General features: G+C 61.4%; 23 protein-coding genes. 8 read left to right on the forward strand and 15 right to left on the reverse strand.

Features of this window, described 5'->3' with window-relative positions; all coding sequences use genetic code 11:
- Nucleotides 1–28: 28 nt before the first annotated feature.
- Complete coding sequence (locus C8J98_RS01875; RefSeq protein ID WP_199229777.1) at nucleotides 29–388, forward strand: GFA family protein; 360 nt, start codon at nucleotides 29–31, stop codon at nucleotides 386–388.
- A gap of 218 nt (nucleotides 389–606) precedes the next feature.
- Here the strand turns inward: C8J98_RS01875 and C8J98_RS01880 are convergent, their stop codons facing one another.
- From C8J98_RS01880 to C8J98_RS01910, 7 genes are all read right to left on the reverse strand, one after another.
- Complete coding sequence (locus tag C8J98_RS01880; RefSeq protein ID WP_107910362.1) at nucleotides 607–1155, reverse strand: hypothetical protein; 549 nt, start codon at nucleotides 1153–1155, stop codon at nucleotides 607–609.
- A gap of 108 nt (nucleotides 1156–1263) precedes the next feature.
- Nucleotides 1264–1644 carry a hypothetical protein gene (locus C8J98_RS01885; RefSeq protein WP_107910364.1) on the reverse strand — a complete coding sequence of 127 codons (381 nt, stop codon included), beginning with the start codon at nucleotides 1642–1644 and terminating at the stop codon, nucleotides 1264–1266.
- Nucleotides 1645–1655: 11 nt separating this feature from the next.
- A complete protein-coding gene (locus C8J98_RS01890) occupies nucleotides 1656–2720 on the reverse strand; it encodes an RHS repeat-associated core domain-containing protein (RefSeq protein WP_107910366.1) in 1065 nt (354 codons plus the stop codon).
- Between the two features lie 448 nt (nucleotides 2721–3168).
- Nucleotides 3169–3528 carry a hypothetical protein gene (locus C8J98_RS01895; RefSeq protein ID WP_107910367.1) on the reverse strand — a complete coding sequence of 120 codons (360 nt, stop codon included), beginning with the start codon at nucleotides 3526–3528 and terminating at the stop codon, nucleotides 3169–3171.
- Between the two features lie 231 nt (nucleotides 3529–3759).
- On the reverse strand, nucleotides 3760–4542 hold the full coding sequence (locus C8J98_RS01900) for an RHS repeat-associated core domain-containing protein (RefSeq protein ID WP_199229778.1): 783 nt from the start codon (nucleotides 4540–4542) through the stop codon (nucleotides 3760–3762).
- A 52-nt stretch (nucleotides 4543–4594) separates the two neighbouring features.
- Nucleotides 4595–4987 carry a hypothetical protein gene (locus C8J98_RS01905; RefSeq protein WP_107910369.1) on the reverse strand — a complete coding sequence of 131 codons (393 nt, stop codon included), beginning with the start codon at nucleotides 4985–4987 and terminating at the stop codon, nucleotides 4595–4597.
- A 50-nt stretch (nucleotides 4988–5037) separates the two neighbouring features.
- The gene (locus C8J98_RS01910) at nucleotides 5038–9936 is read right to left on the reverse strand and encodes an RHS repeat-associated core domain-containing protein (protein WP_107910371.1); all 4899 of its coding nucleotides are present in this window, start codon (nucleotides 9934–9936) and stop codon (nucleotides 5038–5040) included.
- A 241-nt stretch (nucleotides 9937–10177) separates the two neighbouring features.
- Between C8J98_RS01910 and C8J98_RS01915 the strand changes: the two genes are divergently transcribed.
- From C8J98_RS01915 to C8J98_RS01925, 3 genes are read left to right on the forward strand one after another with little or no spacing between them, the layout of a single operon-like run.
- Entirely contained in the window at nucleotides 10178–10849 is a 672-nt protein-coding gene (locus C8J98_RS01915) for a hypothetical protein (RefSeq protein ID WP_107910373.1), read from the forward strand.
- Between the two features lie 10 nt (nucleotides 10850–10859).
- Nucleotides 10860–11246, forward strand: coding sequence for a VOC family protein (locus C8J98_RS01920; RefSeq protein ID WP_107910374.1), 387 nt, complete (start codon nucleotides 10860–10862; stop codon nucleotides 11244–11246).
- A 13-nt stretch (nucleotides 11247–11259) separates the two neighbouring features.
- Entirely contained in the window at nucleotides 11260–12213 is a 954-nt protein-coding gene (locus tag C8J98_RS01925) for a D-2-hydroxyacid dehydrogenase family protein (protein WP_107910376.1), read from the forward strand.
- Here the strand turns inward: C8J98_RS01925 and C8J98_RS01930 are convergent.
- Together C8J98_RS01930 and C8J98_RS01935 are read right to left on the reverse strand one after the other, a co-directional pair.
- Entirely contained in the window at nucleotides 12203–13039 is an 837-nt protein-coding gene (locus tag C8J98_RS01930; RefSeq protein WP_107910378.1) for a DUF2884 family protein, read from the reverse strand. The genes C8J98_RS01925 and C8J98_RS01930 overlap by 11 nt on opposite strands.
- A gap of 121 nt (nucleotides 13040–13160) precedes the next feature.
- Nucleotides 13161–13799: a response regulator transcription factor gene (locus tag C8J98_RS01935; protein ID WP_233260069.1), complete on the reverse strand. Its 639-nt coding sequence runs from the start codon at nucleotides 13797–13799 to the stop codon at nucleotides 13161–13163.
- 173 nt (nucleotides 13800–13972) lie between these two features.
- Here C8J98_RS01935 and C8J98_RS01940 point away from each other — a divergent pair, with 173 nt between their 5' ends.
- Nucleotides 13973–16810, forward strand: a complete 2838-nt coding sequence (locus tag C8J98_RS01940) for a transporter substrate-binding domain-containing protein (RefSeq protein WP_158272565.1) — start codon at nucleotides 13973–13975, stop codon at nucleotides 16808–16810.
- Between the two features lie 114 nt (nucleotides 16811–16924).
- A complete protein-coding gene (locus C8J98_RS01945; protein ID WP_107910382.1) occupies nucleotides 16925–17146 on the forward strand; it encodes a hypothetical protein in 222 nt (73 codons plus the stop codon).
- A gap of 12 nt (nucleotides 17147–17158) precedes the next feature.
- Here the strand turns inward: C8J98_RS01945 and C8J98_RS01950 are convergent, their stop codons facing one another.
- The 5 genes from C8J98_RS01950 to C8J98_RS01970 form a co-directional block, all read right to left on the reverse strand.
- Nucleotides 17159–17593, reverse strand: a complete 435-nt coding sequence (locus C8J98_RS01950; protein WP_107910384.1) for a PA2169 family four-helix-bundle protein — start codon at nucleotides 17591–17593, stop codon at nucleotides 17159–17161.
- A 66-nt stretch (nucleotides 17594–17659) separates the two neighbouring features.
- Nucleotides 17660–18415 carry a DUF2884 family protein gene (locus C8J98_RS01955; RefSeq protein ID WP_107910386.1) on the reverse strand — a complete coding sequence of 252 codons (756 nt, stop codon included), beginning with the start codon at nucleotides 18413–18415 and terminating at the stop codon, nucleotides 17660–17662.
- 5 nt (nucleotides 18416–18420) lie between these two features.
- The gene (locus C8J98_RS01960) at nucleotides 18421–18963 is read right to left on the reverse strand and encodes a hypothetical protein (RefSeq protein WP_107910388.1); all 543 of its coding nucleotides are present in this window, start codon (nucleotides 18961–18963) and stop codon (nucleotides 18421–18423) included.
- A 2-nt stretch (nucleotides 18964–18965) separates the two neighbouring features.
- A complete protein-coding gene (locus C8J98_RS01965) occupies nucleotides 18966–19499 on the reverse strand; it encodes a peroxiredoxin (protein WP_107910397.1) in 534 nt (177 codons plus the stop codon).
- 145 nt (nucleotides 19500–19644) lie between these two features.
- Nucleotides 19645–20094, reverse strand: a complete 450-nt coding sequence (locus C8J98_RS01970; protein ID WP_107910399.1) for a hypothetical protein — start codon at nucleotides 20092–20094, stop codon at nucleotides 19645–19647.
- 190 nt (nucleotides 20095–20284) lie between these two features.
- Here C8J98_RS01970 and C8J98_RS01975 point away from each other — a divergent pair, with 190 nt between their 5' ends.
- Both C8J98_RS01975 and C8J98_RS01980 read left to right on the forward strand, forming a co-directional pair.
- The gene (locus tag C8J98_RS01975; protein WP_107910401.1) at nucleotides 20285–20698 is read left to right on the forward strand and encodes a universal stress protein; all 414 of its coding nucleotides are present in this window, start codon (nucleotides 20285–20287) and stop codon (nucleotides 20696–20698) included.
- Between the two features lie 94 nt (nucleotides 20699–20792).
- On the forward strand, nucleotides 20793–21614 hold the full coding sequence (locus C8J98_RS01980; protein ID WP_107910403.1) for a ferritin-like domain-containing protein: 822 nt from the start codon (nucleotides 20793–20795) through the stop codon (nucleotides 21612–21614).
- Between the two features lie 99 nt (nucleotides 21615–21713).
- Here the strand turns inward: C8J98_RS01980 and C8J98_RS01985 are convergent, their stop codons facing one another.
- Nucleotides 21714–22427 carry a hypothetical protein gene (locus tag C8J98_RS01985; RefSeq protein WP_107910405.1) on the reverse strand — a complete coding sequence of 238 codons (714 nt, stop codon included), beginning with the start codon at nucleotides 22425–22427 and terminating at the stop codon, nucleotides 21714–21716.
- Between the last annotated feature and the right edge of the window lie 51 nt (nucleotides 22428–22478).

Consider the following 22478-nt stretch of genomic DNA (forward strand, 5'->3'; position numbering starts at 1 on the left):
CCGTTGCCTGTGTGGCGCGGTGTCATATGTGGTGAAAGGCGAGCCGCAGGCCGTTGCCGTATGCCACTGCACGCACTGCCAGAAGCAGAGCGGAAGCACGTTCTCGGTCAACCTGTTCTTCAGGGAACAGGATTACGAGCAGCACGGCGAAACGATGGCCTATCCGGATACGGGCGATAGCGGGCAGCTTTCCTATCGCCATTTTTGCGGCAATTGTGGCTCCCCTATCATCACGAAGGTATCGATGATGCCGGGCGTGGTCTTGGTCAAAGCGGGTACGCTCGAGAACATGGAAGGGCTTCATCCGATTATCGAGATCTATACCGATCGCGCCGTGACGTGGCTTCCGCCCGTCGCCGGCGCGGAGCGCTTCGCGCGCAGCCCGTGATGTCAATAACAGACGAGATTCGAATCGTGTCAGATACGTAAGGACGTACGGTTTTACTAAATCCGCCGGGCGTTCGACCAAGCTAAGGTGCACCGATTGCCAGCCCGTCGCTGTGTCGCGGCGATAGGACCGACTGGCCGCAATGAACTTGAAGCCGTGGGGCGCGAGCAGATCGCCGAGCCCCGCCAACAGGTGTTTGCGCCACGCCGCTTCTTCGCTCACGGTGATGGGTTCACACCATCCGCAGCTCTCACGAACTTAACGAGCACTTCCTCCTCAACGTGAAAGGGCGAAAGCAGGCTAGATGCGAGCTGGCACTTCTCGGAGTAGTCGAGCTTCAGCCAGCGCGACGAACTGGCAGCCCTGTCCAACGCTATGCCCCATTCTCCTCGGTCTTCATCTATAGCGAGCCAATCATCCCAACTCCCGGGACTAAGGCCCGCCGGTAAGTTCGCCGAACGTATAGCTGCTACAACGTTTCGGTCGCCGATGTCCGGCAGGGTGATCGCCTTGGTCGTCATTACCTCGCCTTCCGCTATCCGCTTCACCTTTGGCATATCTACTTTATAAAGCTGCACAGCACCGCATACCGCCAGAAATTGCTCCGGCGTCATCTTGCAGTCTTTCTCAGAACAGCTCACTACTTCGTTGTAGGTCTCTAGCGGCTTGAAACCAGTCAATGGTTGGACCTGTGCCAAAACCGTATGGCACGCGCACCAAGTCATGGCTATCAAAGCGAACAACACGTGTCGCATGGCGATGGGCATATCTAACCGCCTCGATCTAGGGACGTCGCCACTGCAGTCGGCCGCCTCACAGGTCTCGAAAGTTGGTGACGTCGGGGCTACTTTTGGAGAAGTCCGTATATTCGCTCACTACGTTTCGGCATTGCTTACGTTAGTCAGCTTCAGCCCGACATCGCCGTACTCCGGATCGAAAATTCTCGAAATGAAAAACTTCACCTGAGGAAACCTGGCCTCAATCTGATAGCCCCAGGCTTTCTCGATCGACGACAGGATCTGTTTGACCGCAGGGTCATCCAGGCTCCAATCGTCCCCTACAATCTGACTCAGTGATTGGTCAATAAGTACAATGTTCAGCCAGCTTTGCGCTTCTTCGGTGGTCGCATGAGTCAGGACTTTTTCGCGCAGTCGTGCCGGGCCCTCATTGAACCTGTCTAGAAAAAGGTAACCGTCTAACTCCTCAATGGTTGCGACCATCTCGTTTGTGAGGCAGACCAGCTGTTCCAGATTCATCGTGTGCCCGCTTACGGTTGCGTTGGAGGCGGAGTAGGAGGCGGCGGCGCGGGAGGAACCTCGTCGGGCCTGGGCTTTCTGACAACATCGGACCCTTTTCCGCCATTGGGATTGTTCGGATTCGGTTCCCACTCCTTGACGTTTGACCGAGTTATCCCGTCATGGGGCTTTCCACTAGGCCGATATTGCTTCCCTTCATTGGCATTTCCGGTGGGGTATGTAGTGTAGCCGCCCTTCCCATCCGGTATCGAATGAGGCGCCCCCCCGGCCTCAGGTAAAGGAGCAGGCGGTTTTGAGCGGATGTCTTGCGTGACGGGCGCCTGCTGATCTATGTACGAGATCGTGTATTCAACAGCACGCACGGTATAGAGAGATACCAACGCAGCGCCTGCCGCCACTGCCGGCCCACAGGGTGTCGCGGCACAAGCAACAATGGCTTCGCCGATGCAGAGGTCCTCGACACACCTTCCATCGGGATCCACGTTCTTTATAGGGTTATTGTTGGCATAGGCATATCGATTGAAGGTAAACACGTTACCCGGCGTTGGCTTGACGGGATCCGGGCTGAGAAAGTGCGAGTTGGGGTCGTAGTAACGAGCCTGCATGTACACGAGGTCGACGTCACTATCATTGACGTGGCCCGTATACCCAGGGCCAGTGACAGGTGCACCAAGAGCACTTTGGCCGTAAGGGCGATAGTCGTCGGACGATCGGAAGTTGCCGAGCGCATCTGTCGTAGCTAGTACCGATCCTTGCAGATTCGTGTAGTAGTAAGAGATTCCGCCCGCCGACGCGGGCCGGTGAGCGGCTATTAGTTTCCCGGCGAGATAGATGTAGTCAGTGCCGTTGCCCGTTGCCGCGTCGAAGTCCCACAACAGGCTACCGGCGCCGTTGTACGCGTAATACGTCGTGCCAGCCGGCGTCACCTTTTTCACGCGACGACCCGCGGCGTCGTAGGTATACGTACCCTTTCCGTCGATCGATGTCAGGCGGTTGGCCTGGTCGAAGTTGAAGTTCTGCGCGTCCTTGGCAACGGCATTGCCGCGCGCGTCGTAGCGGAACGTGTGCTGCGGCACGCCGTTGTTGCTGATCGAGTAATGATTGCGGTCAGACCAGCCGCCATGAGCAGCATCAAGACTTCGTGGAAAAGAATGACCTTGAGTATTTTTTCATCACCAGTTACTTCGCATGCGCGTTAGTTCCGGGCCCGCCCCATTGCCAACCTGTCGCTGTGTCCCGTCGATAGGACCGACGGGCTGCAACGAACTTGAAACGGTGCGGTGCGAGCAGCTCGCCGAGTTCCACCAACAAGTGCTTGCGCCACGCCGCCTTTTCGCTCGTTGGTTGGGATACATCCGTTCTATGGTGTACAGCACTATCGTCTCGCCGCGCTCGGCCTCGGGTGCGTTCTTTCCTGCCAGCGTGACGTCTCGTTCGACATCAGCCCGTCCTTCAAGAACTGGCCTTCCAAACGCGCTAGGTTGCCAGATCCCGTTTCACCAGATCCCCTGCCGCTCGCCTCCGCTACGGCTGCCTCAAGAAATACTCATTAGAAGCGACAGCTAAGAACATACCAAGCGGAATTCCGACGGTCGTCAAGATCATGGCGATCCATATTCGTTTCCACGTCTTATCCCGGACAGAGAGCAGCAAATTCTTTCCGCTTCGCGCACCGGGACCGTCGGTCGGCTTGATAAATTTCTGTGGATTGAGCAAGAAATCATACGATTGATTTTCCGAAGAATCGAAATCCAGAAACTCGCCCTGTTGCCTGGCCAGTTCTACCGCTTCGATCTTTACTTTCCGAAGACGGAACAGCGTGATCAAGAAGTAAGTAGATCCGGGGGCGGCGCCGCCGAAAAAGCCATATGAGACTATATCCACGTGTCGCTCCTAAGTGGTGCCCGCTGCGTTACATGATGGGAATGGTCCAGATCGATGGTACCAAGGGCGTCCACGGAGGCGGTGGCCGTCGCGGTGCTTTCATCGGTTACTCCGGGCGTGCTCTAGGGCGGTGCCGGCCTTGACCGCCTCCCATGCCACTGTCGATTGCCCCAGCACTTGCCGTTGGATCGATTTCAGTCTTCCCAAGATTGCAGATCTCCCTCAGCCACCTCATGCGACGACCATACTGTTAGTTCTTGCAGGGCCGCTGTCGATGTGGCCATGAATTAGCGCGACCTCACCCTGAGGTATCTTCGCACTCGCGGTCTTCGCTGTGTTAGTTGATCCCGTCTTTGTGTCGGAGGAGTTCTGCACAGTGAGCTTGCCGTCTTCGCCCTTCACGATGAAGCCTACCTTTTCTTCCGGGCCGTTGTGAACGGCCACCGTGCTTTTGCCGGTTTCACCGGCCGCCCTTATTTTAGGACTTTCCAGCGTGGTTTGGCCATTCGATGTCGCCACGTTGTAGGTATCGGCCGTGATCACGCATTGACCGTTCGTGCATGTCGTCGTCCGACCATCTGGATCGATGCGCATGATCGGGTTGTCGTTGACGTACGCATAGCGATTGAAATTTGCCTGATTTCCGGCAGAAGGGGTTACCGGATCGATACTCAAAAACCGTCCCACACCCGGATCGTAATAGCGCGCCTGCGTGTACACGAGGTCAACGTCACTATCATTGTTGATTGCAGGCTGTTGGGCATTCGCAGATCTCTCAAGCGCTGTTGCCTCGCGCTCCGTCATGGAGCCTTTCACCATTGTAATTTGACTGCGGCCATCGACCACTTCGTATTTTTCGATACGGCGGTCATTGACCGCGTAATTAATGATGCCATGGCCAAGCGGCTGCGCGTCGCCTGGGCTGATCAGGCCGTCGGACGAAACGCCTTCCGCTACGTTCGCTAGGAGCGGCGACAAGTTCGGCTCCAAAAGGGCGCTCATGACCAGCTTCACGCTGGCCTCCCTTGGCCCCCGTCAACACGTGAGGATCGGTCGTCGGGATCCCCTACCGGTTATAGATTTTTTTCTCCAAATGGGATCCCGACGAATCAAAAATATAAGTGACAGCCGTTGTTCCTCCCGGCGCACCGAATTCCTGGGCTGCCGAACCCGTATCGGGGAAAATCGTTACGTTGATCAAATCATCTTTACTGCCGACCTGCAGGCTTATCCGTTTCACCTTCGGCATATCTACTTTATAAAGTTGCACCGCTTTACCTAATGCCAGTACTTGCTCAGGTGTCACTCTGCAGTCCTTCTCGGTGCAGCTCACTGCTTCCTTGTAAGTCTCCAGCGGCTCGAAATCAGTCAAGGGTTGCATCTGTGCCAACACCGGGTGGCATGCGCACCCCATCATGGCTATCAAAGCGAAAACCCGTTGTCGTTTGACGATACTCATATCTGACTGCCTCGATCGAAGGACGCTGCTACCCATCTTCACTGCGTGATCTATCGCTGCTCTTCCTCTGCTTCTTGTTGTTGTTGCTGCTGTTCCTGTTGTTGCTGCTGTTCCTGTTGCTGCTGTTGTTGCTGTTGCTGCTGTTGTTGCTGGACGATCTTCGCCAGGTCGCCCTTGGCACCATTGTAGAATATGTAATAGTTGCCGCCTGGCGTGCCTAAATATCCACGATACTGACCAAGATCACCTGCAAAGTCGGTGTACCTCTTCATATCGTCCGGCGAGAAATTGTCACTATTCAGATTGTCTTTGTTGGGATCGCCCGTCGCCACTACGTTATTCGGGCCCAACCGCATGCTGTAATTTCCATGCGTGTGATAGTCACCGACCGAGCCCGCAGGCATCGGGGCGTTGCCCCCGGTTTCACTGATCTGCACCGGATTGGTGGCTACAAACTGCTTGCCCGAAACGACGATGTATCCAAGGTATTCGTGGTTAGTCAGTATGGATGTTCCATTGATGAAACGGAGTGCGTCCAGAGCCGCCATCTCGGGGGTTGCGAAGGGATCTCCGGGCTTTTGACCATCCTTGTCAACGAAGCGCGCAGGCGAGTTATCTGCATACGCGTATCGATTGAAATTGAATGAGTCTCCCGCGGCCGGTGTCTTGGGATCGACGCTCAGGAAGCGTCCCGTTCCAGGATCGTAATAGCGCGCCTGCATGTACACCAGGTCAACGTCACTATCGTTGACGTGGCCCGTGTATCCGGGACCGCTGCCGGGAGTGCCAAGAGCGTTCTCGCCATAAGGACGATAGTCATTGGACGAACGCGCATTGCCGGACGCGTCGGTTGTAGAGAGTACCGATCCTTGCGGATTCGTGTAGTAGTACGAGACTCCGCCCGCCGCCACCGGCCGGTGGCCAGCGATAAGATGCCCGGCAAGATAGATGTAATCGGTGCCGCTCCCCGTTGCGGCATCAGAATCCCACATCAGCTTTCCGGTACTGCTGTAGGCGTAATAGGTTGTTCCCGCTGGCGTGACCTTCTTCACGCGGCGTCCGGCGGCGTCGTAGGTGTACGTACCGCTACCGTCGATCGAGATCAGTCGATTCGCCAGGTCGAAGTTGAGGACTCGCGAGTCTTTGGCAACGGTATTGCCGCGTGCGTCATAGCGGAACGTGTGCTGCGGTACGCCGTTGTTACTGATCGACGCCAGCAGGTTGAAGGCATCGTAGTTGTATGTACTGGTACCTGAGCTGTTCGTCAGGCTGCGAATGTTGTTGAGCGTGTCGTAGGTATACGACTCGGTTCCCCACAGGTTGCCCGCCGTGGCCGCGGTGAGACGATCCAGGCCGTCGTACGTCATAGATCTGGTGCGCTGGTTGTTCGTCGCGATGTCGGTGAGCTGGGTGACGTTTCCGTTGGCGTCGTAGGTGATGTTCTCGGAGATGACGGGCGTTGTACCAGGCTGCCTGAAGGCAAAATTGCCGAACGTGTCCCGAAGGTTCTTGGTGCCGACATAGCTCGCACCACTACCCATCTGGTAGAACTGGATCGTTCCGTCCTTGAAGAGCGACAGATTCGACACATAACTTCCCACGATGGTCGGGCGACCGATGGCGTCCGGGTTGTACGGCACGAACTCGCCATCGGGATAGCTGGTCGAGCTTAAGGTGCCATTGGCATCGTAGCCGTATCCCAGCGTCCAGTTGTGGCCATCGATCGACAGGGTTTCGCTGGTAAGCAGGCTTCTCTTGTTGCGCCCGAAGGTCCAGCCGACCGTACCCGAGGTACTGGTCGCCATATCGCCCAGCGCATCGTAAGTGAAGGTGCTGGGCTGGGTGCCGGTCGGATAGACAATCGAGGTGACACGGTTCATGGCGTCGTAGGCACGCACGGTCTTGGTGCTTTCCACCACCTGGTCCTGCCCACAGCCTGTGCCGTTGAACGACGCGCCGGACACGCTCCAGGCGAAGTTGTCGGCGTTGTCGTAGGCCATGATCTCGCTGCCGGATTCCGGCTCCCACGTGCGGCACAGGCGGTGCTCGCTGTCGTAGCTCAGCTTCTTGCTGACTAATTGGCCAGCGCCATCCTGGGTGATGATCAGCGGATTGCCGTACGTGTCGCGGAGAATCGCCTGGTCGACGCTCTCGGGCGCCTGCACGTGGATGACCTGGTCATAGGCCGGCTCGTCGAACATCTGGAAGGTGTTCGTGGTGATATTGCCCTTCGCATCCTTCGCCTGAGTGCGGCCGCCGCCAAGATACGTGGTGATCGTTATCAGGTCACCAAGCTCGGACGTATGCCGCGTCCCGTTCGGGCGATTAAGCACGTCGCGGAAAGTAGCAAGGCCATTACCCATGTTGGATGGGAACGGAGCACCGGTATACCAGTACGATTGAAAAGACTGATTTCCCCTCCAGTCATAGTCCGTGCGCATGCTGTAGTAGATGCTGTTATCGGCGGGGTGCGAATCGTGAATGATTGGCCTGAGCATCGCGTCGTAGTAGAGCTGGTCAACGCTGTTGCCCTGAGTGGTCGTCTTCCGCCAGTGCACACCGCCAATGTTGCGGTCGGCCGCGGGCATGAGTTCGTACACGATGTGCTGCGCATTCCATGCGACCGAGTCGCCGCCCGGATAGGCGATGGTGGAGAGACGTCCGATCACGTCGTAGCCGTAGCTGGTGACATCGCCCTTCTGGTTCGCGATGGCGGTGATCTGACCCAGGTCGTCGACCGCGAGCGACTGCCCGGTGCCGTCCGGGTACAGAATGGTGCGCGGAATACCGCGGTAGTAGTTCTGTAGCGAAGTCGTATGGCTGTTGCCATCGGTGAACGTTGCAAGCTGACCTTGCGGATTGAAGGTATAGCTCATCACCGTGCGACCAAAATGGTGGCGCTCGAGCAAGGTGAAGTCGGTCGGGTTGTAGACGTTCTCGCTAACGGTCTCGCCCGCGGTTAGATTTTCGCTTGTCGTGGGCAGTCCGATCATCCAGTGAGGGAAGTCGTTCAGGTACGACGTCCGCTCCTGCACGAGGAACCCAAGATTGTTGACTCGCTCCACGGAAGTGGGTTGAGCCATGGCGTCGTAAGCACTGGCGAACCACTCCAGCTGATCGCCATCCTGGAATACGTCGCGGATGGCCATCGGGATGTGTTCGCCGATATGCGCGCTGTTGACGCGGCCTTGCGGGGCGAACCCCCAGGGGTGGGCATAAGAGGCAGCACGCCCGTCGACTGCCGGATTCGGGTTCACATACCCGTACTCGATGTTTCTTCGAAGGGCGGTGACATCCGCATCCCCGTTGAATATCTCCTCACCCAGCAGAAGACCCTCGCTGTAGTCGTACCGATTGCTGAAGGTGCTGCGTTCGGCATGGCCATCCGGATAGATCACCTTCGTCCAGACCGTCCCCTGGCATCCGGCGGTGCAGTTCTTCGACCAGCTTTCGAACGATGGCGAGTATGCGTAGCTCCAGGTCTGCGTGCCGATGCCTGTGCCGGTGAACTGGCGCTGGATAACCGACATGTTGTACCAGGCGTCCGGAATGGACGCATAGGTACCGGGAAGCGTCGACGTGTTCGGCTGGTTGACTCCGCCTGAGAAGCAGGACTGCGGAACATTCGAGCGCCCGCGCTTGACGCCCGCAACCGTGAACGACCCGCTCAGGCCCGACGGATGCGTGATGTGTGCCGTGTACGTCGTGCCCAGGTTTCCGGGCGTGCCAATCGCCTCGCAGGTGCCTGGTGCCGAGCTCATGTTGATGAATGCGTTATTGAGCGCGGTCATGTCGAACGACCATGTCGACCCATCCGGCTGGACAATCGAGGTCAACTGGGTCAGCAGGCCGATCTTCGTGTAGCCGTAGGTCCAGGTGCGCGAGCCAGCGGCATTACCCACCACGGTGACGGTCGATATCCGTGGCGTACCGGGTACGTAGGCGATGGAGACGTGGCGACCATCACTGCCGTCGATGGCGACGACCTGGTCGCCGCTATAGGTATAGGTGATGAAGTTACCGAAGCGGTCCTGCACGCGATCGACCAGCATACGGCCCTCACGTCGCACGAGCAGATCGTCACTCGAAAGGGCCGGCGACAGAGCGATATCGGTATGCGCCGCGAAGCCCGAAGGTGACGAGAAGAGCGGCCGGTGAATCGTCGGCATATTGCGGTAGGTCAGTTGACTCAGCCAGTACCTGGTACCGTCCGGCGCGATCGCCATGAAGCTCTGGGTCGCCGCGTCGGGGGCCGCGTGCTGCACGCAGCCCACGGTCCAGTTTTGCGTCGTGACGATGGGGAAGTCCGGATAGCTGACCTGGTAGAACGTAGCGCTTGGCGATGCCGTGTTCTGGGCGGAACGCTGAAGGAGATCCTGATTCCCCTGGCCCGGGATATGCAGCTGATAGCCCTGCCACCAGGCATCGGGCTCCCAATCGGTACGGGCGGAATCGCCCGCTGGCGCGGCCACGCTCGGTGGACGGCTGAATCCGGTGCAGATGTCTTTCTGGTTGATCGCCCCTTCCACCAGCCAGCCCTGAACATTATTTTGGTTGGCCGTCGTGGTGACAATTTCGGGCAGGTCAAGGTCCCAGTCACCGAAGGCGCGGTTCTGCAGGTCGGGCCGGTCGTCGGCCGCATGCAAGGTGAACTCGCGACCGATCGTAATGGTCGGTCCGGTACCCGGCACGGACACATCGACCTGTTCGAATGAGAGGCTGCCGTCGTAAAGACCGATGCGTTCGCCGAAGGGGTTCTCACCCAGGGGCTGAAGATCTTCGTTGACCTTGACGAGTTTCTTGTACTCGTCTTCGGGGGTCACCATGGTCTGCGCGCAGGCTACCGATATAGGTAGCAGGAGCGAGGCTGCGATCACGAAGTGTCGCAGTGAGAACCCTTGACGGAAAGTCGAGCGAACGACGTTCGCTCCCTGAACATTGCTGATCATTCCCTGCCCCTGTGCACCGAACGGTGATCCGTGGCGGCGAATCTATTCGCTTGCCAGATCGCCCGTCAACGAACTTGCGATGACAGCTAATTAATTGTTTCTTCATGTGTTTTCCATGCAACCTTAGGCCCGTGAAACGGCACCAACTCTTGTCATTTTGCCCGTTGGGTCATGGCGACTAACCATGCCGGACAGCAGTAGAATTCTGACCCTGGTGCTTTCGCGCCGAGGAGGTCCACCCATGCCACCTGTACGGATACTCGTTGCCCTTTCGATCGCCACCGCGATGGCCCTGCCCGCCTCCGGCCAGCAGATCGCGCCGGCACGCGACGTCAACCTGCCGGGCGTGACCGTCACCGCGGACGCCTATACCGAGAGTCGCGGTGGCTACCTGATCTCCGGCGACTTCAAGGTCGATCCGCGCATGCCTAGCGTGGTCTTCCCCGCCACGGCGCTGGTCGAAGGTGACGTGCTCAGCGTGGAACCGCAGCACCTCAACGACAACGATTACGTAGTGCTCCAGGAATGCGCCTCGGCGGACTGCAGCGACTCGCGCATCGTCCGCGTTTGGTCGTCCGTTGCCGGGCGTCCGATCGGCGGTGGCAACGACCGCCGTATCATCATTCCCCATGAGAACAAATACTGGATCTGGGCCAAGCGGCTTCCCGAGATCAGCCGTCCGGATTGCGAGACCTGCTCCACCCGCTTCACCAGCTTCGAACGCATGGGGCCGCCGATGACGATCAATCCAACCGGCGAGGAAGCCCGGTATCACCGCACCGAGCTGGACGCGGTCGCAAAGACTGATCCCCTCCCGGTAACGAAACAGCAGCACGAGGGCTCGACCTTCGTGATCACCTTTGCCGGCGGCTCTACGGTCCGGATACGGCGAATGCACGCCGCAGCACCTTAAGGATTCTGTTATGCCGTCCCTTGGCGCCATCGCCTTCCTGGTCCACGACTATGACGAGGCCATCACCTTCTTCACGCGCGCACTGGGTTTCACGCTGATCGAAGACACCCCCCAGGGCGAAGGCAAGCGCTGGGTAACCGTGGCTCCCCGCGGTTCGGACGGCACTCGCCTGCTGCTTGCACGTGCGGTCACCGACGAACAACGTGCGCACGTGGGCAAGCAGGGTGGCGGTCGCGTCTTCCTGTTTCTGCACACCGACGACTTCGCAGGCGACCACGCGCGAATGCGCGAGCATGGCGTCCACTTTCGCGAGGAACCACGACACGAAGCCTATGGCAGCGTCGTGGTCTTCGAAGATCTTTACGGTAACGGCTGGGACCTCATCCAGCCGGCCTGACCAGGAACACAACATGACCGACAAGACGATCCGACTGGCCGTGCTGGACGACTACCAGCGCGTGGCGATGCAGAGCGCGGATTGGTCCGCGCTGAAGGGCCGGGCGGACATCACCGCTTTCCACGACCACGTGTTTGACCATGACACTCTCGTGGAACGGCTGTCACCCTTCGATGCGGTCTGCGTCATGCGCGAACGCACGCCCATGACAGCGGCGCTGATCGCGGCCCTGCCAGGGCTAAAGCTGATTGCTTCCACCGGACGAGGCAACGCGTCCATCGATCTCGATGCCGCGGCAAAGCACGGCGTCGACGTCATGCACACGGGTTACGCCTCGACGCCGACCATCGAGTTCACCTGGGCGGCCATTCTAGGTCTGGCCCGTAACATCGCGGGCGAAGCCGCGTCGGTGCGTGCCGGGGAATGGCAGGTCGGCCTCGGTACTGAGCTGAGCGGCAAGACGCTTGGCATTCTTGGCCTGGGCCGGATCGGTTCAGCCGTCGCGCGGATCGCCCAGGCCTTCGGCATGCAGGTGATCGCCTGGAGCGAAAACCTGACCGTAGAAGCTGCCAGCGCCATCGGTGTGCGCCGCGTTACAAAGAGCGAGCTGCTCGCACAGTCGGACTTCCTCACCATCCACACACGCTTGAGCGAGCGGACGCTCGGCCTCATCGGTGCCGCCGAACTGGCCGCTATGAAGCCCACCGCGCGCCTGATCAACAGCTCGCGCGGCCCCATCGTCGATGAGAAGGCGCTGATCGACGCGTTGTCGCATGGCCGTCTTGCCGGCGCAGCCGTGGACGTTTTCGACATCGAGCCGCTACCGGCGGATCATCCGTTCCGCACGCTGCCCAACGTACTTGCCACGCCGCACATCGGCTACGTCACCGAGGAAATGTACCGGACGTTCTACGGCGACAGCGTCAATAACATCGTGGCATGGCTCGACAAACGCCTCAGAAGCTGACGACCTTCCTGTCGTGGTCGTCGTCATGGTCGTCGTCGTGATGCTCGCCCTTCGGCTTCATCGTCATCAGTTCCAGGGGCTTGCCGTTGACCAGGCGCACGCTCCAGCCCTTCTGCAGGCTGGCAAGATCGTTGAGCTGCGGGCAAATGGCGTTCGCTTTGGCTTCAAGCGCTTTCGAGCGCTTGTCCATTTCGCGATTCATCGCCTTGTCCAGCGATTCAGCCCGCGCCTGTAACGCGGCCACCTTGCTCGCATCGCCCGAAAGTGCCGCAGTTACCGCGCTCGACGTGACCGAACCCACCAGTTCACCGACCGAATCGGATACCGACCCGGCGACGGTCTCGGTCATGCGGTCCGCCGACCAGTGGCCGGCACCGACACCTTCGTCGATCTCACGCAGCGCTTCGGCCTGCTTCCGCTTGAGCTTCTCCAGCATCCTTCCCCGCTGGTCGCCGTCGGCGAAGGACAGCGTCACCGTGGTCATCGCCGTGAAACCGAGCTCCACGCCCTCCCGCGCGATCGTCGCGATCTGCGGCATCAAGGCACGGACGCCGGCTTCGTAACGACGCAGGGCATCGGCGTCGGCGCGCGACACGGCGACGGCCTTGCCGTCGACCCGGAGGTCACCATCGCGAAGGAAAACCTCAGCTGGTTTGCCATCGGTACGGTGGAAGGAGAGGCCAGCCGCGGTGACGTCGACATCGTAAGGCGTCGAATAGTCCTGCTTGCAGGTATCGGTGCTGAAGTTCAACCCGGTCGCCTGGCCGGCCGTTGCGGCAAGCGTGAAGGCGATGGCGGCGGTGCCGGCGATGATCGGATGGCGCATGACCCTTCTCCCCAGGGAACGGATGTTCACCGGGTTCGATGCATCCGGCTGGCCTAAGGTTTAGGCCCTTCCGCGCCGGGACGCATGGGCGGTTGGTCACGCCCTGACTTCCGGCAGGGGGTCAGGAGGCGATCCCGCGCTCGCGCGCGTACTCGGAGAGACGGCTGTCGTGGTCGATGCCGAGTTTGCGCATGGCGTCGCGCTTCTGGCGGCTGACCGTCTTCACGCTGCGGCTCAGCCGCTCGGCGATCTGTGAGATCGACATGCCGCCGACGTAGAGCCGGACCACCTCGATTTCCCGTGCGGACAGACGGACCGCATCGACCGTGCTCTGCACGCCACCGGCGTCGAACTGGCGCCGGATCGTATCGCTCATGTACGCCCGACCGGAGGCGGCGTAGCGTACGGCGACAGCCACTTCCTTGAGGGGCGCACGTTTGTCGCACAGACCCAGCGCGCCGCGGCTGCGCATGGTCTGCAGCACGGCCGGATTGTTCACCATGGTTAGCACGACCACCGGCAGGCGCGGATAGCGCCGGCGAATGAGGTCGATCAGCGACAATCCATCACCATGACGACCACCGGGCATCGAGAAATCCGTTACCACCACATCGCACGGACGAGACGCCAGCAGGTCGACGAGCTGGTCGCCGTTGGCAGCTTCGCCGACCACTTCGATATCACCGGCCGCCTCCAGGGCGGCACGGGCCCCCATCAGGACCACGGGGTGATCGTCGGCAATGATCGTTCGCAGAACCATGTCTTCCCTCGTAAGCGGATGTGTGCAGCCGCTCTCCATGAGATGTGCTACTCGTCTTACCATCGTGGAGATTACAGTAATCGTCCGCTCGTGGTCGAAGGAACACCATGAAGCAATTGAGAATATTGGCCATTTTTTGCGGCGTTTTGTTCGCTCCATGCCTGCAGGCGAGCTTGGCCGACACGCGGAGTGAGCACACCGGACAGAGTGACCAGGTCACGATCTTTCAAGCGGACGCGGACTCGCCCTCGGCGATTGCCGCCAGGCACGCCGACGCGCATGCATCGACGATCGCCGCACGCCCTGAGGTAGCGCTCAGCGCGGCCGAGCGGGCATGGCTGGCCCGGCTCCCGGTGCTCCGAATCGGGATCGATCCGACCGCGGCCCCTGTCTCCCAGATCGGCAGGGATGGCGATGCCGAGGGGCTGGCGATCGACTACCTGCGCGAAGCCGCCCGGGTGCTCGGACTGCGCACCGAGACAGTGACCACGGCGGACTGGAACGACACCGTGCAGCGCGCGGTCGCCGGCGACATCGACCTGCTCCCCGCGGCATCCGCGAGCAACCTCGAGCTGGGCCGGCACTTCGACTTCACCGCGCCCTACCTCGAGCTGCCGGTCATGATCGTGACCCGCGAGAACGCCTTCCTCGTCACGGGGCCCGACGATCTGCGCGGGCGCAGGATCGCGGCGAATCTCGCCCAGGGTGCCGTGGCGGCGGCGGTCGCACCGATGTCGTCCGTGGAAGTCACGCCGGTTTCCACTACCGCCGAAGGACTATCGGCCGTGGCCTCCGGCAAGGTGGACGCCTATGTGGGCGACATCGCCACCGCCGAGGTACTCATTCGTCACGACTACCCCGCGCAGCTCAAGGTGGCCGCCCCCTCCGGCGAGCGCGCTGGCATATCGATGGCGCTGAACCGACGCTTCGCCCCGTTGCTTCCGTTGCTCAACCGCGTCATCGCGCAGATGCCCGAGCGCCGGAGCCAGACGATTCGCAATACCTGGCTTCGTTCGGACTACACCTGGGGCGGATCGTGGAGGGATATCGCGCGGAAGGTCGGCCCCGCAGGCGCCGTCGTGCTGGCGTTGTTGCTCCTGATCAGCCATGCCTATCTCCGCCTGCGGCGCGAGACCCGGCGGCGCGAGCGCACCGAAGCGCAGCTGGCCGACGTGACACGAAACATACCTGCGGTGGTTTATCGCTTCCTCTACCGCGACGATGGCCGCATCGACTTCGTCTATGTCGGCGGCAATCCGGAACCCATCTTTGGCATCTCGTCCGACACGTTTCTCCACGATGAGCGCAGCGCCTTCGCGCGGATCGACATGCGCGACCAGGCGGGCCTGATGGATGAGGTCGCTCGCGCGGCGACGTCGCTCACACCGATCCATGCGGAGATGCGCATTCGTGACGCATCGCCGGAGCGCTGGGTGGCCTCGCATGCCGTGCCCCGACGCCTCGACGATGCCGTCGAGTTCACCGGCTACTGGATAGACATCTCCGAAGGTCGCCTGCAATCAGCGCAGCTGGCGACAGCCAAGGAAGCCGCCGAATCCGCCACGCGGGCGAAGAGCGAGTTCCTGGCAACCATGAGCCATGAGATACGGACGCCGATGCACGGCGTCATCGGCATGCTGGAGATGCTTGGCTCGACGTCGCTCCAGCCAGCGCAACGACGCCTGCTTGGCACCGCGGAAACATCGGCCGGAGCATTGCTGCAGATTCTCGACGACGTGCTCGACTTCTCACGGATCGAGGCCGGGCAGCTCGCTGTCGAGCACAGGCCGGTCGACCTGCGCGAGTTGACCACGGCGGTGGTCGAACTGTTCGCCTGGCAAGCCAATGAAAAGGGAATTTTGATCGAGCGGCGGATCGACGAACGTCTGGCCCGCTACGTCCTCACCGATGGCGCTCGCTTGCGCCAGATCCTCCTCAACCTGGTCAGCAATGCGATCAAGTTCACGGCGCGCGGCAAAGTCACCCTTATGGTCGATGTGGTGGGCAATCACACTGGCCGCCAGCAGTTGCACATCACCGTGGCGGACACGGGCATGGGTATCGCGCCTGACGACATCGTCCGGTTGTTCGCCCCGTTTACCCAGGCCGAATCCTCGACAACGCGTCGCTTCGGTGGCAGCGGCCTCGGCCTCGCCATCAGTCGACGCCTGGTCGGACTGCTCGGCGGTGATATCGGCATGACAAGTGAGCCCGGTACGAGCACCCGGGTCACGATTACCCTGGATTTGCCGGTGGTCGTCGGCGAAGCGCCGGATGCACTACTGACGCCCGCCCGCCTGGTGTGCGCCGACGTGTCGCTGGATGTGCTCGTCGCCGAGGACAATCCCACCAATCGCGAACTGATTGCTGCGCAGTTGGAGCGACTCGGTCACCGGCACACGATCGTCGATGACGGCGAACAGGCGCTGCTGGCAGCGACCGGCCATGCCTTCGACGTGCTCCTGACCGACCTGCAAATGCCTCGACGCGATGGTTACGCGCTGGTGCGTGCCCTTCGGGCGAACGACGCCACGCTGCACATCATCGCCATGACGGCCAACGCCATGCCCGAGGAGGAGGAACGCTGCCTCACCAGCGGATTGGATGGGTTCGTCACCAAGCCTGTACGGCTCGATGCACTACGTGGCGCTTTGGCGGCTGTCACCGTCGCGGACACGGTCTGGAACCTCGAGGCTTTGCGTGAGGACTTCGGCAGCCTCGTGATGCTCCCCGCCATGGTGACCCGGTTTGCTGCGGCGATGCAGGACGACCTCGCCGGCTCGGCGAGTCTGCGCAACCCGGGCGAGGCCGCCGCGTGGAGTCACCGCCTCAGTGGCGGCTTGAGCGTATTCGGGCCTTCCCGCGCCGCAACGATGCTCGAGCGCTTCGAAAGGGAGCTTCGAGGCGATGACGCCGAGGCCGCGCTGCGACAGCTTCCCGACATGGTCGCGGCATTACGGGCGCACGTGGCGAAGCTGGTTCAGGCCGCTCAAAACCTGACTGAGAATTGAGCTCATTCTCAAAAGAAAGTCGGATTTTTCAGACTAATCTGATTTCTTACGCAGATCAGACCCTCGATTCTTGTTGACGTACGCCGACAGGCGCATCGAAACCGAGGGTTGCACATGAATCAATACGTCATCGAGTACCACATCGCCGATGTCGGCCACGCGTGGGGCATCTTTCGCGAAGGCGTGCAGATGGCGGTGCGGAAAGATCCCGGCGACGCCATCGCGTTCGCGAATTTTTTCGCGGACCGCGAAACGCGCATGGCGGCGCGTCATGTGCGCGTATCCGCCGATCGCCACATGCACCAGACCCTCAGCGAACTCAGGCGCGCCGCCTGAGGGCCGGAGTCTTCAGCGGCCCGTCGCGCCGCCCATATGAACCATGTCCAGGTGCAGCAGGCGCAGACGCGCTATATGCCGGCCGACGATTGCCCGGTCGCCCGATGAGGATTCCAGGCGCAGGAAGGCATCGAGCAAACGACGCTCCATGAGTTCCAGCGTGCGGATGTAAGTCACATCAGGATCGTGGGAGAGCTTGGCCGAGGCCTCCATCACGCTGCGTCGGACGCCGCTCATGGGGCCGCCGGCCGTGGCGGGTCGACCGCCTGTCGCGGTCACCTCGCCCTGCAACTCAGCGGCGATCGTGGTCAGGGAATCCGCGGATTCCTGGAGAATCGCCTTGAGGCCCGGCTCTCGCACGCCACGTGCCGCCTGACCATAAAGATCCCGATCCGCGATAACGCGGCGAATCAGCCCATTCACGACACGGATCGAGTTGCGTTCCATGGGTGAAACGTTAGACCTGTCGGACTTAGCCGGTGATAAACGTCCCGGGATCCGGTCAGCCGGCGGTCATCCGCCTGTCTCGATCAACATGAGGGGCTGACCCGCTGCATCGCGTAACCCCGACTGCAGGTCGACCAATTGCCGGACAGACGGGCAGAGGGCCTGGACCCTCGGTCTGAGCGCCGCCTCCAGCTTTGCCAGGACGCGTGCCTGCCCACCCGTGGAGACATCCGCCACACGGTCGCGCAGCGCCGCCGCGCCCTGCAGGTCGCCGTTCATGGCCAGCTGCATCGCCTCACCCCCCACATCCTGGGTCAGCAGGGGTGCAATGTCCGACACGATTTCCTGCGCGTAAGCGCGCATGGCGTCCGCCTGCCAGTCGCGGGTGCTCTGGCTCGCGGCGATCCGCCGCTTGATATCGGCGACCCGACTGGCGAGAGCCCGGTCGAGTTCACCGCTGCTCAGCGAATTCGGCGAAGCCCTGCTCGCCTCTTCGCGGACGGCACGCGCGGCAATGTCCACGCCATCGCTGGCGATCGCCTTGGCCTTGGGCACCAGGCTGCGGACATTTCGCTCGAACAGGGCCACACGGTCCTGTTCGTCGGGCCGCAGGCTCACCGCACGACCGTCTGTCGCAAGGCTGCCGTCGTGCATCCGCACGCTGCGCGGAGCCACCTCGGGTCGTTCGAACAGGAGGGCATCCGTACGGACCGTGAGGTCGTAGCTACTGGCCACGCCGCAGGAAACGGCGGGCGCGTCCTGCGCCGCGACGCCGCCCGCAAGGCAGACGGCGACGACGAAGGAAATCGAGCGGAAGGGCATGCGGGTCACAGCACCGGCTGGGCGAACTGTTGCCGCACCGACACGCTACCGAGCACCCAGGCCAGCCAGGCCAGCACCGGCACGGAGATGGCCTTGAGTACGACGCCCATCATGAGGATGGAGCGTGTCTTCATGCCGCGGGCCAGCAACTCGGGCGGCAGACCCGCCTGGCTGAGGACGACACCGATCTCCTGCGCCTGGTGAAAGGCGACCACGGCCGTGTAGACGGCCCACACGGCCAGCACGCCGGCCACGACGCGCATGGCGCTACGGCCCCACTCGCGCCAGCGCAGCGTTCCCAGCGCCAGCACCATCACGGCGAAAGCGGCTAAGGCGTAGCCCAGCGACCAGGCCGTGAGGATGCGCGGATCGGGTCCACCTGCCGCAATCGCCTCGGCGCTCAACGCGCCGATCGCATTGGCGGCCAGGATCGCGCCGTAGGTATTGATCACAAAGCCTAAGGCAGCCAGCAGCATTACCAGCCAGACCACGATGCGCCAGGGCGCGAACGGACGGGCGTGACGGGCGCCTTTCAGAGCCTTGAACATGCTCAGGCGCCCGACGCCTTCAGCTGCGCGAGGTCGGAAAGCACCTGCCCGGAGTTCTTTTCCGGATCCACGTCCTTGTAGACCTTGACGATCTTGCCGGCCGGGTCGATCAGGAAGGTCTCGCGACGGGCGTACTTGCTGCCCTTCTCATCGCTGAGCACGTCGTATTTCGTCGCCATGGCGCCATCGGCGTCCGAGAGCAGCGGGAACGGGACGTGGTATTTCGCGGCGAATTCGGCATGCGACTTCACGTCGTCCAGGCTGACGCCGTAGACCACGGCACCGGCCTTGTGAAGCTTGACGATGTCGTCGCGGAAGGTGCAGACCTCGGTGGTGCAGCCGCCGGTGAAGTCCTTCGGATAGAAGTAGACCACCAGCCACTTGCCCTTCTCGGTGTCGAGGCTGTGCCACTCGCCCTTCTGGTCCTGCAGCTTGAAGTCGGGCGCCTTGTCGCCGACGGCGGGGCCGGTCGGGGTGGCGGCCCAGGCGGAGACGGTAACCAGGCTAAGAGCGAGAAGCGTAAAGAGGCGACGCATGGGGAAACCTCGGTGGGTGGGAATGAAGGGAAGTGTACTCGTCCGCGTGAATGCGGGTTCCGCCCCTTTCGGTTGCATGGTGCCTGCGACTCGCAAAAAAAAGAGGCACCCCGGAGGGCGCCCCATGGATCGACGAAGTACAGGCTTACTTGATCTTCTCGATCTCGAACTTGCTCAGGTCGACGCCCAGGTTGAAGCCACGGCCCGTGCCGGTAATGGCCAGGGAGACTTCGCCCTTGGTCATCGCCGCGCTCTCGGCACTCTTCACGACACCGGCGTTGGCGCCGCCGCTGGCGTATTCGCCGTAGATCTCGCTGATGCCATGGACGTGGGTGAACTCGCCCTTGCCACCTTCGATGCTGAACTTGCCGGCAGTGAGACCGCCGCCACGCACATGGATCATCACCTCGGCGCTCTGCCCGTTATCGCAGCGGACATGGCCCCGGCCATCGGCCTTCTTGTAGATCGCAGCCCAACCCGTGGTGCTGAACGTCATGTGGCATTTGACCTCGGCGTCAGCCTTGGCGGGCTGCACGGAGAAGGTACCTGCAGCGGCGAGGGCCAGGACAGCCAGACCGGTAATGCGCTTGATCATGTTCGTTTCTCCGTGGGTAGGTGGCAGGAAGCTGCGAGACGGATTCTGTACTCACGAATGTGAAGAAACCCGGAGGCCCCTGACACCCGTTCAGGAAAGCGGAGGATTCGTCGGTTGCCCGTGAACCGACTCCCCGTGCACAGCAGGCCGCTTTACTATCGATCCAACGCCGCATCTTGAGGGGAATCCCATGCCCAAGCACATCCTGGTTGGCTATGACGGCTCCGAAACCGCCCGCCGCGCTTACCTTTTCGCCCTGGAACTGGCCGCCTGCGCCGGCGCCAGGGTTCAGGTGCTCTCGGTGCTCCAGATCGACAACGGGGCCGATACGGCGGCGCTGATGATGACGGACAACGGCAGGGAGCGGCTCGAGTCGCTGGACGCCGAGGTCAAGGCCCTGAAGCCCGAAGCGGGCGTACCGGTGGCCGTCGACCTCATCCACGGCAGCCCCGGGGACGCCCTGCTCTCTTACGTGGCCCAGCACGGGGTGGATCACATCGTCATCGGGCACACCGAGCGCGGCGCCCTGGCCCGCTGGCTGGTCGGCTCGACATCGACCGACGTACTGGCCAAGGCCCACGTGCCGGTGACGGTGGTCCGGTAGCCGCAAGGATGCTGCGTAGCCATGCCCGCCCGGCTTTGTCACAATTCGGTCAGATGCCCGCTGGGCGATAAGACAAAGCGATCGGGGAAAACGAGTGAGCTACGCCGCCACTTTGCCATGGACGCTCGAAAAACTGGACCTCTCGCGGATCGACATCGAGAAGGTCAGGCATAACGAAGACCTGTTCCTGCTGCTGTGCAGCTCCTCGTTCGTCGAGAGCGGCTCGGACCTCTACACCCACCTCCTGGTCGACCACTTCGCCGGCGACGAGACGCTGCAAGCCTGGCTTCGCGATCATTGGGAGCACGAGGAGATGCAGCACGGCCGTGCGCTCGCGGCTTATGTGCGCCACGTCTGGCCGGAGTTCGACTGGGAAACCGGTTTCAAGAACTTTTTCGCTCATTACGGTTCGGTTTGCACGCCCGACGAGCTCGAACCGAACCGAGGCCTGGAGCTTGCCGCACGCTGCGTCGTCGAAACGGGAACGGCGAGCCTCTATCGCGCCCTCAACGACGTGACTGACGAGCCGGTATTGCGCGAACTGACGAACTACATCAAGAGCGATGAAGTCCGTCATTACAAGAATTTCTACCAGCACTTCCGTATCTATCGCGAGCGCGACAAGATCGGTCGCTTCAGCACCTTGCGCACCTTGCTCAAGCGTCTGAGCGAGATCAAGAACGAAGACAGCGACATTGCGCTGCGTCACGTGTTCAACATTCGCCATCCCGATAAGGCGAACGATGACGCGGAGTTCCGTCGCATCGCAGGTCGCGCGGAGAGCCTGCTCAAGAAGCACCTCCCCGCCGAGATGACGGTGAAGATGCTGCTGCGCCCACTCGACCTCCCGGCCCGACTCAACACCATGCTCGAGTGGCCGCTAACGCGCATCACCGAAAAGCTGTTCCTGCACTAAAACCAGCGCGCCGATCCAAAATGCAGGAGCCGATTCATCGGCGATCCGACCGCTTGATGTAGGAGCCGATTCATCGGCGATAGGGTGCTCGCGAACGCATCACTTCTTCTTAGAAAGCGGCGCCCACTTATCCGCATCAAAACCACCTGTCTCGAAAGTCAGCGTGGTTTCGCCCCGGCTGACCGTGACCACGTCAATGGTGATCCGCTTGGTCTTCGCCATATCCTTAATGAACTGGGGATCGTTACGGAAGATCAACGCAGGCTCGCCGGTCGGCGGACGGAAGGCTTTCAGCGTTTTCGGCTTGCCGTCGAAGGTGGCCTTTAGCGTGCAGTCGCCCTTGCAGACGAATCCCTTCCCCGCCGTGGCGTAGAGAAAGACGGTCTGGCCCCAGGCAGTGTGGCGGCGGAGGATCAGCCGCACCGTCTCCTCGCCCGTCGGGCGGGTGGACTGGATCGTCGCCGTGCTCTGCGTGCCGCCCTGCATGGGCGAGGTCTGGTAGAGCCACAGAGCCGTCAGGCGCGCCTTCTCGCTGGAGGCCTTGTAGTTGGTCTCGAGGTTGTCGAGCGTTTGCTTCACCTCGGCCGCGGCCGGGGTGTCCGGATACTTGTCGACGATCTCGTGACCCAGCTGCACCGCAGGACCATCGTTGTGCAGCTTCAGCAGCTGCTGATAGGTCTCGAGTTTCTTCGCCGCTTCATCGGCCTGGTTGTTCGCCGGTGCCTGCTGCGCAGCCTGGGGCTCGGACGGCTGTGAACAGGCGCCCATCGTGGCGGTGGCAAGGAGAACGGCGAGCTGAGAGTAACGGCGCATGGCGAAGGCATCCCGGAAACGAAGCCCTAGCTTCGCCCTTCGGCGCGGCCG

Origin of the sequence: Luteibacter sp. OK325, from assembly GCF_003050935.1 — a bacterium.
GTDB lineage: Bacteria > Pseudomonadota > Gammaproteobacteria > Xanthomonadales > Rhodanobacteraceae > Luteibacter.